Source organism: Qipengyuania sp. ABI-127-1, assembly GCA_022953095.1.
In the GTDB taxonomy this organism is placed as follows: domain Bacteria; phylum Pseudomonadota; class Alphaproteobacteria; order Sphingomonadales; family Sphingomonadaceae; genus Qipengyuania.
This window is the reverse complement of sequence record JALJCR010000002.1, coordinates 274085-286259: the sequence shown is the minus strand read 5'-3', so window position 1 is coordinate 286259 and position 12175 is coordinate 274085. Positions and strand designations below refer to the sequence as shown.

The window sequence follows — 12175 nt, the reverse complement described above, 5'->3', positions numbered from 1 at the left end:
CGCATGATCGCGGGTTAGCCCGCGTATCAGGGGCTTAGAACGGACAGCTTACGAGGCGGTTCCTCCGCTTTGCTCGTTAGTCGACGCAAGCACCTTCGCCAGCCATGCCTGCAGGTCGGCAACGCTCTTTTCGGCAGCCTCTTCCATCGGAATGTGGCCGATTCCGGGATAGCTGGCCAGCGTCGCATTGGGCAGATGCTCCATATACCAGGCCGCCGCCTCATAGGGGATCAACGCATCTTCCTCACCCCACATGACCAGCGTGGGGACGGCGACCCGGCTCACCGTTTCGGCATCGAAATTCTCGCGCCCGACCGAAAAGCGCTTCCGGGTCGCGGCTCGGTTGCCGGGATAGCGGGCCAGTTCCCAATAGCGATCGACCGCTTCGGGCGTCACGACATCCTGATTGCTGACGCTTTGCGACAGGCTGCGCGCGACCAGCGAGCGGGGGAGCATCTGGCTCATCGCATCGCCAACGACCGGCATTCCGGCAAGAGTAAAGGCCAGGTTCCCGCTGCCTTCGCTCTCAATCGGGGCACCTCCGGCATCGACGAGCACGAGCGCGTCCAGGCGCTCGGGCTTGGCAATCGCGTAACCCATGGCGATCGCCCCGCCCATCGAATTGCCCGCCAGAGTGAACCTGTCGATATCGAGAGCGTCGGCAATTTCGTCGATATCCTCGACAAAGGCCCCGAGTGCGTATTCGCCATCCGCGGCAGGCCCTGTCAGCCCGTGTCCGCGCTGGTCGAAGCGGACCACGCGATAATCGCCCTTCAGCGCATCGGCCCATTGCTGCCAGGTGTGCAAATCGGCATTCGACCCGTGCAGCAATATGATGACCGGCGCATCGCGCGGTCCCTCGTCGCGCACATGAACGCGCCTGTCGCCGCCGATTGCCAGCATCCGCGAGGGCGGCGTGCCGTATTTCGCCTGCATCTCCGCCGGATCGGTATCGGGGACGCGGAAGATCAAGAAGGCGACCACCAGCGCGAGCGCCAGCCCGCCAAGGATGCGCCAGAACCACTTCATGGTGCCATTTCCTCGATCCAGCGGCGCACGATGTCGAGCCCTTCCTCGTCCACGGTGGATTTGCCGAGTTCGGGCATGGCGACGCCGGGTTCGGGGCTGGCCATGCGATAGGTCAGGATCGAGCTGTCGGGCGATCCGGGGACGATATCGAACAGGTGCCCCCCCGCCCCGCGACCGGCCGCAACCGGCCGTTTGCCGATGCCGAGCGCTTCGGGCGACTGCTGCTCCCAGCGCAGGTCGAGCCCGCTGTTGGACGCGGTCGCGCCGGGCCGGTGGCAATGCGCGCAATTGACGTCGAGATAGGCCCGCGCGGCAGCAGTCAGATTGGCGCTTTCGCGCTGCTCCCACACTGGGAACTGATCCGCATCCTGCGGTAGCGTGTCGAGATGCCCTGCCGATACCATCTCGCCCAACCAATCGTGCGAGAGATTGCGCGCCTTGGGACCGATCGGGACGACCTCGCCGTCGAGGCCGTGGCATTCCTTGCACTGGTTCTTATTGGGTATGCGGTAGCTGATCGCCTCGCCCTTCGGCGTGGTGAGATCGAGCCGCGCCCCGGCAATCGCCAGCCGCGCGTCGGTCTGCTCCTCGTTCCACATATAGGGCAGCGCCAGCCATCCGTCGGCCCGGTGCAGCAGGACCCGGGTTTCGATAAGGCGCCGCTTGCCATCCTGTTCGAAGGCGAAGGTCTTGATCAGCGCCGTGCCGACGGGAAAGTCGGGCAGTCCTTCACCCTGCGCCGCCATTGCCGTGCCTTCGGGCAGGTAGATGAACCGCAGTTTCTCGGCCCCGTCCGAATAGAGCGGCGTGTTCAGGCGGTAGGGCGTGACACGATCGACCGGGACTTGCGCACTTGCATCGCGGAAAAAGCGGAATTGCGACAACAGGCGCGGCATGCCCTGGGCGATCGCCTCGTCGTTGACCGGCTCGATTACAGGAGACGGCGAGAAGACTTCCGCCCGCGCGACGAACGACCCGGCAAGCGCAAGGCTTGCGGCACCCAGCAAGGCGGCTGCGTACTTCATCCCCCCAACCGTGCGACGAGTTCGGCAGGCGCACCGATGCCGCTGCGATCGAACTCGCCGCTGGGCGTGGCCGCTGCCAACGGCCCGGGTTGCGCGCTGTCGAGGCCGGCGCCCGCCTCGGTCAGGTTGAGGCTCCAGCCTGCCGTACCCTCGACTGCGGCGAGCGAGCCCAGCCCGTCCCACAGCACCGGCGGCAGTTCGCCGCCAAAAGCCTCGAGCAGCATCTCCGCGCCCTCGAGCTGCGGATCGTAGCCGCCGCCATTGTAGATATTCTCGCCCACGACCACTTCGCGCGGCAGCGGGTTGTAGCGCTCATCCTCGAAGCTCTGCGTATAGGCGATGACCATCACCGGCGCGGTCGGATTGCCCGAAAGGATGTTGTCCTCGATCAACACCTTGTCATTGGCCATCACCATGATGCCAGTACCGCGCCGAACGCCCGCCACGATATTTCCCGGAGGTGCGAAATTGGGTGTGTCGTTGGCCACCACGAGGTTGTTGGCAACGATCACATTGCCGCCCCCCATAACCGGCAGATCGGGCAGGTCGAACACCAAGATCCCCCCGGTATTGCGCGTGGCGATATTGTGTTCGACCAGCGCGTTGCGGCTGTTTTCGATCTCGATCCCGGCTACATTGGCCTCGGCGATCGAGTTACGCACGGTAATCCCGTTCGACTGGCCGACATAGATGCCCGCATCGCTCGCGCCGGTGACCTTCACCCCGTCGACCAGTACGCCGGTGCTTTCTACCGGATAGATGCCATAGGCACCGTTTTCGGGATGCGGCCCGCGCGTCCAGGTCACGCGGATGCGGTGATAGACGATATTGTCCGCGCCCTTGGACTTGATGCCATCGCCCTTGGGGTTTTCCAGCGCGAAATCGCGCACGGTCACATTGTCGCTGGTGATGAGGAAGCCCTCGCCCGCATCGGCCTGCGTGGTGAAGTCGAGCACGGTTCCATCCATGCCCGCCCCGCGCACGGTCACGCCATCGACATCCAGGCTGATCCCGTCGGTCAGGACATAGCGCCCTGCGGCCAGCACGATTTCATCGCCCGGCTCGGCCAGGATCAAGGCCTCCTGCAATTCCTGCTGCGCGTTCTCGCCCGGCGCGACATTATGCGTGGCGGCGAAGGCAGGGGCAGCGGATGCGAGAAGCGCGGCGGCAATCGACAGTTTGATGATCATGAGTCTCTCCCTTGCAACCTATTGTGCCGCAAGAGCGAATGATTGCAAGTGTTTCAGCCACTCGCAAATGCGCAAATCGCGGCGGAACTTGCCACGACTTCAAGGACTTCGCGATCATCGACGCGCCGTACCCGCTCCAGAAATTCGGCTATGGTAAGCGGGATATCGGGTTCGCCCGCCTCGGCCTGGAGGTTTTCGAGCTTGCGAAGCTGCCCCACCGAAAGCCGCTCCGCCATGCGTCCGGCCATGCATTCGGCGATCGGCTGCGGCAGGCCGCGCGCGATCATCTGTTCCTCGAGCCGGTCTTCGACCGTGCCCCGCAGCCCGCCGCCGATCGTCGCCCACACGATCACGCCGACAATAGCCAGCAGCGCAAGCGCGATCAGCACGCGCTTCATGTCAATCCAGCGCCTTGACGATTTCCTCGACCATCTTCTTCGCATCGGATAGCAGCATCATGGTCTGGTCCATGTAGAAAACGTCGTTGTCGACGCCGGCATAGCCCACGCCTCCCATGCTGCGCTTGATGAAGAACACCTGCTTGGCCTTGTCCACGTCGAACACGGGCATGCCATAGATGGGAGAGGACTTGTCGGTCTTGGCCGCCGGGTTCACCACGTCGTTTGCGCCGATGATGAAAGCGACATCGGCCTGCGCGAATTCGCTGTTGATGTCTTCCAGCTCGAACACGTTCTCGTAAGGCACCTGCGCTTCGGCGAGCAGCACGTTCATGTGCCCCGGCATGCGCCCAGCGACGGGGTGGATGGCGTATTTCACCTCCACGCCCTTTTCTTCCAGGATGTCGGCCATTTCGCGCAGCGCGTGCTGGGCCTGTGCAACCGCCATGCCGTAGCCAGGAATGATAATGACCTTCTCTGCCTGTTCGAGCATGAAGGCCGCATCGGCCGCGCTTCCCTGCTTGTAGGGGCGCTGCTCCTTCGCCTCGCCCCCGCCAGAACTGGCGTCCGCACCGAAGCCGCCCGCGATCACACTGATGAAACTGCGGTTCATCGCGCGGCACATGATGTAGCTGAGGATCGCGCCCGAAGAGCCGACCAGCGCACCGGTGATGATCATCGCCGTATTGCCGAGCGTGAAGCCCATCGCCGCTGCCGCCCAGCCCGAATAGGAGTTCAGCATCGAGACCACGACCGGCATGTCAGCCCCGCCAATGGGAATGATGAGCAGGAAGCCGATGAGGAATGCGAGGACGGTCAGCGCGATGATCAGCGGCATGGTCTCGGAAGGCCCGGCCATGGCGAACAGCGCGGTCAGCACGATGATCGCGGCCAGCGTGCCAAGGTTGATGACATGGCGCGCAGGCAGGAGAATCGGCGAACCGCTCATCCGGCCCGACAGCTTGGCAAAGGCGATGACCGAGCCGGAGAAGGTAATCGCCCCGATAGCGATGCCGAGGCCCATCTCGACCTTGGAAACCGCGCCGATGCTGTCGCCGACCAGCAGGCCGAAGGCGCCCGGATTGAGATAGGCCGCCCAGCCCACCAGCACCGCGGCCAGGCCGACGAGACTGTGGAATGCCGCGACCAGTTCGGGCATCGCGGTCATGGCGATGCGGCGGGCGATGAGGAAGCCGATCAGACCGCCGATCGCGATGGCGATTGCGATCTCGACGATATTGGCAACGTCATGCGTGACCAGCGTCGTCACCACCGCAATCAGCATACCGGCCATGCCGAAGCGATTGCCCCGGCGGCTGCTGGCGGGGCTCGAAAGTCCGCGCAGTGCGAGGATGAAGAACACGCCCGAGACCAGATAAGCCAGCGCAACCCACGGGTTCACCGCCTCGCCGGTTGCGGCATGGGCGGGGGTGGCAAAAAGACCGGCCAAAAGCGCAAACGTCACCCCGGACTTGATCCGGGGTCGGTGCTTTTCTCCTGTGACCGCGCCTGAAGGAAGCACCACCCCGGCTCGGGGGCCGGGGCGACGAAGGAGTGAGGTGAGCGCCTGCATCACTTCTTCTCCTTCTTCTTGTACATCGCCAGCATCCGTTCGGTTACGGCGAAGCCGCCGAAGATGTTCACGCTCGCGAGCACCACGCCCGCCAGCCCCAGCCATTTCGCTGCCGGGCTACCGGCTTCGGCCGCCGCGATCAGCGCGCCGACGATAATCACGCTCGAAATCGCATTGGTCACCGCCATCAGCGGGGTGTGCAGCGCGGGCGTGACCGACCAGACCACGTAATAGCCGACGAAACACGCCAGCACGAAGATCGACAGGATCGAAATGAAATCCATGCATGGCCCCTCCCCGGGCCGGTTTATTGCGCGGTGAGCCTCTCGTTCACCACCTTGCCGCCTTGCGTCAGCCGCACGGCATCGCCGATTTCCTCGTCGAGAACCGGTTTGCCCGCCTCCTTGTCCCAGAAGGCGGAGAGGAAATTGTAGTGATTGCGCGCGAACAGGGCTGACGCATCGGCTGCCAGATGGCCAGCGGTATTGGTGTAACCGACGATTTTCACGCCGTGCCTTTCCACTACCTCGTCAGGCTTGGAGCCTTCGACATTGCCGCCTTGCGCAACCGCGAGATCGAAGATCACGCTGCCCGGCTTCATGGTGGCGATCTGCGCGTCGCTGATAAGCCGCGGAGCAGCGCGCCCCGGAATCAGCGCAGTGGTGATGACAATGTCCTGCTTGGCGATATGCGAAGAAACGAGTTCCGCCTGCGCGGCCTTGTATTCCTCGCTCATTTCAGTGGCATAGCCACCCGAACCCTCGCCCTCGATCCCGGCGACGTTTTCGACGAAGATCGGCTTGGCGCCCAATGACTGGATCTGTTCCTTGGTGGCGCTGCGCACATCGGTCGCGCTGACCTGCGCGCCCAGCCGCTTGGCCGTGGCGATCGCCTGAAGCCCCGCGACGCCCACGCCCATCACGAAAACCTTGGCCGCCTGCACCGTGCCGGCGGCGGTCATCATCATCGGAAAGGCGCGGCCGTATTCGTTGGCTGCGGTCAACACCGCTTTATACCCTGCCAGATTCGACTGGCTGGAGAGCACATCCATACTCTGCGCGCGGGTAATGCGCGGCATGAATTCCATCGACAGCGCTTCGAAACCGCCCTTGGCATAAGCCTCGACCAGTTCGCCATTGCGAAACGGATCGAAGGTCGCCGCTACCCATGCGCCGGGCTTCGCGCCCGCCAGGGCGGCGACATCGGGTGCCTGCACACCGAGCACGATATCCGCCCCCTCGACCGCTTTCGCACCGGGAACCACCTCCGCCCCTGCTTGCGCATAAGCCTCGTCGGTGATCGCCGCCCCCAGACCCGCTCCCTCTTCAACAGCGACTATGGCCCCGAGCGCGGCGAATTTCTTCGCCGTTTCGGGCGTCAGCGCAACCCGGCTCTCGCCCGGCGCGCGCTCCTTAAGCACCGCGATGCGTAGCGCCATGCGCTTATTCGGCAATCAGGATGACGATGAGCAGGGTGATGATGGCAACAAGCGGCACCGACCATTTGAGCATGCCGATGAAAGACTCGTAGGTTTTGTTGTGCGCCTTGTGGTCGTTGGCGGAATCCATGACGATATATCCCCGTTTGGAATTGATTTCCCGGTCGGTCTATCGCGGAGGTGCCCCGCGCTCAAGCCCCGCCGTCGCGCCAGTGCTCCCGAAACAGGCTTAATCGGCTCTTTACCCGTTTCGGATAGAGGGCGTGGACAAGAACATGATTTCATGTCCGAGCGTTGCAAGGGAGCACGGCAAAACACATGGCGACCCAGGAAAACCGCCTGTTGATGCTGATCGACGACGAACCGGCACAAAGTCGGCTGGTGTCGGCGCTTGCTGCGCGCGAAGGCTGGCGCACCCTGACCGTGGAAACCAGCGAAGCGGCACTCGAAACGCTGGCCTCACCCGAGGGCAGCGACGTACAGGCCATTCTGCTCGACCAGTGGGTCCCGGGCGATGCGGCCTGCGATCTAATCCGCGAATTGCGCGAGGCCCGGCCCGATCTTCCGCTGCTCATGCTGACGGCGAGCACATCGCCCCTGCTGGCGGTGGAGGCGATGCGCGCCGGCGCGACCGACTACCTCATCAAACCGGTCGGGTCGGACCGGTTGCTGCAGGCGCTCGCCAGTGCGACCCACGCCGAGCGGCCCCGCGCCGAACTTCAGCCCATGGCCGAAAAGCTGCCCCATCCCCTCGATTTCGACGCCATGGTCGGAACGGCGGCACCGTTCCGCACCGCGCTGGCCAAAGCCGCAACGGCGGCGCGCGGTCATGGCCACGTCCTGGTCGAGGGCGAAAGCGGCACGGGCAAGGACATGCTGACCCGGGCCATGCATGCCGCCAGCACCAGAGCCAAGGCTCCGATGCGGGTGGTGCATTGCGGCGGCATGCCGCCCGCCTCGCTCGAATCGCTGCTGTTCGGACATGAGAAAGGCGCTTTTGCCGGAGCCTTCGACCGCCAGACCGGGCTGATCGAGTATTGCGATGGCGGCACTCTCATCCTCGACGATATCGACCGCCTGCCCGCCACCCATCAGGCGCGCCTCGCTGAGACACTTGCCAGCGGCATCGTGCGCCCCACCGGCGCGGCGCACGGTTTCAAGATCGACCTGCGCGTGATCGCCACCAGCGATTTCGCGTTCGACGAGCTGGTCGCCGCCAGCGAGTTCTCGCAGGACCTTTACGATCAGCTTGCCGCCACCCGTATCCGCCTGCCTGCCCTGCGCGAGCGGCTCGGCGACATCCCCGCTCTCACCCGCTACTTCCTCGCCAAGATCGGGGAACAGCCGGGACTCAAGCATCATTCGATCGCCGACAGCGCGCTCTCGCTTCTCGAAGCCTATGACTGGCCCGGCAATGTCCGCCAATTGCAAGCCGTGCTGTTCCGCGCCTGCGTCTTCGAACAGCGCGAGGCGCTGACCGCGCACAGCTTCCCCCAACTCGCCGAAATGCTAGGCGATCTGGCCGACCGGGGCGAAAGCCGTGCGCGCGGGCTTGGCGTGCTGCTTTATACCGACGATGGCAATGTTCGCCCGCTTGAAGAAATCGAGGCCGACATTATCCGCCTAGCCATCGGCCATTATCGCGGCCGCATGACTGAAGTCGCCCGCCGTCTCGGCATCGGGCGCTCGACGCTCTACCGCAAGCTCACCGAACTGGGCATCGACAACGCGGCGTGAGCTGGCCATAGGGCAGGCACACAAACGGGAGTACCTCAGGTGAACAAGAGCCACCGTTAAGTCGGACAGATGCTCGATCGGGCCGGACAACGCCCGGAATCTCACCTGAATTTCCCGAGGTCCCTCAATGCAAAAACTGAACGACATGCTCTGCGTGGTAACCGGCGGTGCGCGCGGCATCGGCAAGGCCGTGGGCGAAGCTTTCCTGGCCGAAGGCGCGCGCGTCGTCCTCACCGATATCGACACAGAAGCGGGCAGGTACGCCGCCAGGGAACTGGGCTGCGAATGGCACCCGCTCGACGTTGCCAGCGAGGCCGAGTGGGGCGTGCTGGCCGAGGCTTTCCCGGCGATCGACGTGCTGGTCAACAATGCCGGGATCACCGGCTTCGAGAGCGGGCCTGCCGCGCACGATCCGGAGAATGCCAGCCTGGCAGAATGGCACAGGGTCCACGCGGTCAATACCGATGGCTGCTTCCTCGGCTGCCGCTATGCCCTGCGCGCGATGAAGGCGCAGGCGAGTTCGGGCGGCACGGGCTCGATCATCAACATGTCCTCGCGCTCGGGCCTCGTCGGCATTCCCGGTGCCGCCGCCTATGCCGCGAGCAAGGCGGCGATCCGCAACCACACGAAATCGGTCGCGCTCTATGCCGCGCAGCAAGGCTGGCAAATCCGCTGCAACTCGATCCACCCCGCCGCCATCCTCACCCCGATGTGGGAGGCCCTGATCGGCGATGGCCCCGACCGCGAGCAGCGCATGGCTGCGCTGGTCGCGGATACACCGCTCAAGCGCTTCGGCACGGTCGAGGAGGTCGCCGCGCTCTGCGTCTACCTCGCCAGCGATGACAGCGCCTACATGACCGGCTCCGAGCTAACCCTCGACGGCGGGCTGCTGGCAGGCAGCGCGGCCTCGCCCGGAAGCTAGTCCGGCAAATCGCTAAAGTCGGTCAGCGCCGCGTCGCGCAGGCCCCGCCAGACGTTACGGGCCTGGACGGTTTCGGGGACGTCGTGGACGCGGTGGAGCTGGACGCCCGCATCCATTCCCTTCACCGCCAGCGCCACGCTGCCGCCGAGGCGCGCGTCGGCCTCGGCCTCGTTCGAGAGCGCGCCGATCATCCGCTTGCGGCTCGCGCCCAGCATCAGCGGATGGCCGAGAGCGTGGAACAGCGGCAGCGCATTGATCAGCGCAAGATTGTCAGCGAGGCTCTTGCCGAAACCGATGCCCGGATCGAGCAGGATGCGGCTCGCGTCGATGCCTGCCTCCAGTGCTTCGTTGCGGCGGCAGTGGAGCTCGTCGAAAACGTCGAACACGACATTGGCGTACTCTCCGCCCTCATGCAGATCCTGCCCTGTCCCGGGCGCGTGCATCAATACCACGGGGCACCCGCGCGAGGCGATGACTTCGGCACTTCGCGGATCATGCGTCAGGCCACTGACATCATTGACCAGCACCGCACCTGCATCGAGCGCAGCTTCCATTACGGCCGCCTTGCGCGTATCGATACTGACCGCCGCGCCCATCGCCGCAGCCGCTTCGATCGCCGGCACGACGCGTTCGATCTCGTCGCCTTCCCACACCGACTTGGCGCCGGGCCGTGTGCTCTCGCCGCCCACATCGATGATCGACGCCCCGACTTCGACCATAGTGGCAGCATGCTCACGCGCTGCATCGGGGCTGTCATGCGCGCCGCCATCGCTGAAGCTGTCGGGTGTGACATTGAGGATGCCCATCACCTGCGGCTGGTCGAGCCGTACCGTGCGCGCTCCCAGCTCGAGCGGCGGATGCGCGAGTGTGAGATTGGCCCATTGCGCTTCGGCCTCCGCGCCGACGTCATCGGGCAACGCTGCCAGCACCTCCGCAATCGTATCGGGCGCGGCGAGCCAGCGTTCGGCTATGTCGCCATCCCGCCGCAGCACCACGGCAAAACGGCTCGCATAGACCATCCCGCCCGCGAGGCGGATGGCATTGCCATGCTCGGATTGCGGGCCGGGCACGAAGCCGATGGGGCGGATATAGATGCGGTCGGTCATGGTTTACTCATCTGTGACGCGCTTGCTGCATAGGCTTCGCGCGACAGGGCGTAGATTGCCACGTCGCAAATCCCCTTATGGGTTTCTTCGTAAGAGAGATGCAGCGCCTCGCGCACAAAACCAAGCCGTTCGAGCAGGCGGATCGATGGGATGTTATCGGCATCGACTTCCGCTGTAAGCCGGTGCGCCGATTTATCGCCGTCAAACAGATGGGCTATCAAGGTGGCGGTACATTCGCGCGCGATCCCCTTGCCCTGTCGGTTGGCGCAGGTGATGTAACCGATCTCCTCGACCCCGGCCTCGTCCTGCGGAACGGCGACGAACCGCCCGACGACTTGGCCATCGGTATCTTGGGCTATCCACGTACGACCGGTCCAGCTCGGATCCGCGAGCCAGCTCCACAGCTCCTCTTCCGACGAGAATGCGGGCCGCAAGAGATAGCGGCACTGCGCCTCGTCCCCCAGCGTCGGCAGCAGGGCCGCAGCATCTTGGCGCTGCAATTTGCGCATGGTGAAACGCGGCGTCTGAAGAGTGATGACAGGCTTGATCATGGTATGCCCTGCCTTGGCCAATGCTCGACTGGAAAGTCGCTCAATCCTCGACCGCCAGAAGATACAACTGCCGCGCGGCGTCGATGGGCTTCACGTCTCCATCCACTTCGTAGTGCCAGAAGGTCCAGCCATTGCAGCTGGGCGCGCCCTGCAGGTCCTTGCCGAGGCCGTGGATGCTGCCGGTTTGCTTGCCCCCCCTGCCATCGACAACTGCCAGTGAGCCGTCCGCCCGTACCGTCGCCACCCAGCGGCGTTTCTTGTCGAACACCTCGGTTCCGGGCTTCAAATACCCACTCTCGACCAGCGCGCCGAAGGCTACCTTGGGTGCGCTGCGGCCGGCCTGCATGGTGGTCAGCGCGCTTTCGTCGAGCGGGAGTTCCTTTGCGATCCGCTTCAAGGCGGCATCGCGATAGACGCCCTCACGCTCGCAGCCGATCCATTCACGGCCCAGGCGCTTGGCCACCGCGCCGGTGGTGCCGGTGCCGAAGAAGGGGTCGAGCACCACGTCGCCGCGCTCGGTGGTGGAGAGCAGCACGCGGTAGAGCAGGCTTTCGGGCTTCTGCGTCGGGTGGACCTTGTGGCCGCCCTCCTTCAGCCGCTCCGCCCCGTTGCAGATCGGCAGGACCCAGTCGCTGCGCATCTGGAGCTCGTCATTGAGGGTCTTCATCGCGCGGTAGTTGAAGTGGTACTTCGCCTTCTCGCCCTGGCTGCACCACAGCAACGTTTCATGCGCGTTGGTGAAGCGCGTGCCGCGGAAATTGGGCATGGGATTGGACTTGCGCCAGACGATGTCGTTGAGGATCCAGAAGCCCAGGTCCTGCAGGATCGCGCCGACACGGTAGATATTGTGATAGCTGCCGATCACCCACAGCCCGCCATCGGGCTTGAGGATACGCTTGGCCTCGATCAACCAGGCGCGGGTAAAATCGTCGTAGGCCTTGAAGGTATCGAACTTGTCCCAGTCGTCGGTCACCGCATCGACATGGCTGCCGTCGGGCCGGTTGAGGTCGCCGCCGAGCTGGAGGTTGTAGGGCGGATCGGCGAAGACGAGGTCGACCGACGCGGTCGGGATGGACCGCATGGCTTCCACGCAGTCGCCCGGGATGATCTGCCCCAGCGGGAGGAGCTCCTTCGGAGTTTCCGCAAGTTTTACAGTCGCTTTTGCGCGACTCTTCGTGGTCTCGATGACCCCCATGATGTCCGTCC

13 protein-coding genes are annotated in these 12175 nt (G+C 64.5%); 2 read left to right on the top strand and 11 right to left on the bottom strand.

Annotated elements, in window-relative coordinates; all coding sequences use genetic code 11:
• Nucleotides 1–48: 48 nt before the first annotated feature.
• The 8 genes from MUY37_RS10830 to MUY37_RS10795 all read right to left on the bottom strand — a co-directional run bounded on the left by MUY37_RS10830 (nt 49) and on the right by MUY37_RS10795 (nt 6783).
• Nucleotides 49–1029: an alpha/beta fold hydrolase gene (locus MUY37_RS10830; protein WP_499195378.1), complete on the bottom strand. Its 981-nt coding sequence runs from the start codon at nt 1027–1029 to the stop codon at nt 49–51.
• The gene (locus MUY37_RS10825; RefSeq protein WP_499195377.1) at nt 1026–2054 is read right to left on the bottom strand and encodes an SO2930 family diheme c-type cytochrome; all 1029 of its coding nucleotides are present in this window, start codon (nt 2052–2054) and stop codon (nt 1026–1028) included. Before MUY37_RS10825 ends, MUY37_RS10830 begins: the two co-directional genes overlap by 4 nt.
• Nucleotides 2051–3244 (bottom strand): parallel beta-helix domain-containing protein, encoded by a 1194-nt coding sequence (locus MUY37_RS10820; protein WP_499195376.1) that lies wholly within the window; start codon nt 3242–3244, stop codon nt 2051–2053. The genes MUY37_RS10825 and MUY37_RS10820 overlap by 4 nt, the downstream gene beginning before the upstream one ends.
• Before the next feature lie 53 nt (nt 3245–3297).
• Nucleotides 3298–3642, bottom strand: coding sequence for a hypothetical protein (locus MUY37_RS10815; protein WP_499195375.1), 345 nt, complete (start codon nt 3640–3642; stop codon nt 3298–3300).
• A gap of 1 nt (nt 3643) precedes the next feature.
• Nucleotides 3644–5092, bottom strand: coding sequence for an NAD(P)(+) transhydrogenase (Re/Si-specific) subunit beta (locus MUY37_RS10810; RefSeq protein ID WP_499195716.1), 1449 nt, complete (start codon nt 5090–5092; stop codon nt 3644–3646).
• A gap of 122 nt (nt 5093–5214) precedes the next feature.
• A complete protein-coding gene (locus tag MUY37_RS10805; protein ID WP_047806364.1) occupies nt 5215–5499 on the bottom strand; it encodes an NAD(P) transhydrogenase subunit alpha part 2 in 285 nt (94 codons plus the stop codon).
• A gap of 23 nt (nt 5500–5522) precedes the next feature.
• Nucleotides 5523–6653: an NAD(P) transhydrogenase subunit alpha gene (locus MUY37_RS10800; protein ID WP_499195374.1), complete on the bottom strand. Its 1131-nt coding sequence runs from the start codon at nt 6651–6653 to the stop codon at nt 5523–5525.
• 4 nt (nt 6654–6657) lie between these two features.
• Nucleotides 6658–6783: an aa3-type cytochrome c oxidase subunit IV gene (locus MUY37_RS10795; RefSeq protein WP_499195373.1), complete on the bottom strand. Its 126-nt coding sequence runs from the start codon at nt 6781–6783 to the stop codon at nt 6658–6660.
• Between the two features lie 188 nt (nt 6784–6971).
• Between MUY37_RS10795 and MUY37_RS10790 the strand changes: the two genes are divergently transcribed.
• A complete protein-coding gene (locus MUY37_RS10790) occupies nt 6972–8390 on the top strand; it encodes a sigma-54-dependent transcriptional regulator (RefSeq protein ID WP_499195372.1) in 1419 nt (472 codons plus the stop codon).
• Nucleotides 8391–8517: 127 nt separating this feature from the next.
• Nucleotides 8518–9312, top strand: a complete 795-nt coding sequence (locus tag MUY37_RS10785) for an SDR family NAD(P)-dependent oxidoreductase (RefSeq protein ID WP_499195371.1) — start codon at nt 8518–8520, stop codon at nt 9310–9312.
• Here the strand turns inward: MUY37_RS10785 and folP are convergent.
• The 3 genes from folP to MUY37_RS10770 are packed head-to-tail and all read right to left on the bottom strand — an operon-like array spanning nt 9309 to nt 12164.
• Entirely contained in the window at nt 9309–10418 is a 1110-nt protein-coding gene (folP, locus tag MUY37_RS10780; protein ID WP_499195370.1) for a dihydropteroate synthase, read from the bottom strand. The two genes, MUY37_RS10785 and folP, sit on opposite strands and share 4 nt — an antisense overlap.
• A complete protein-coding gene (locus MUY37_RS10775; protein WP_499195369.1) occupies nt 10415–10969 on the bottom strand; it encodes a GNAT family N-acetyltransferase in 555 nt (184 codons plus the stop codon). The genes folP and MUY37_RS10775 overlap by 4 nt, the downstream gene beginning before the upstream one ends.
• A gap of 40 nt (nt 10970–11009) precedes the next feature.
• Nucleotides 11010–12164: a site-specific DNA-methyltransferase gene (locus MUY37_RS10770; RefSeq protein WP_499195368.1), complete on the bottom strand. Its 1155-nt coding sequence runs from the start codon at nt 12162–12164 to the stop codon at nt 11010–11012.
• Nucleotides 12165–12175: the final 11 nt, after the last annotated feature.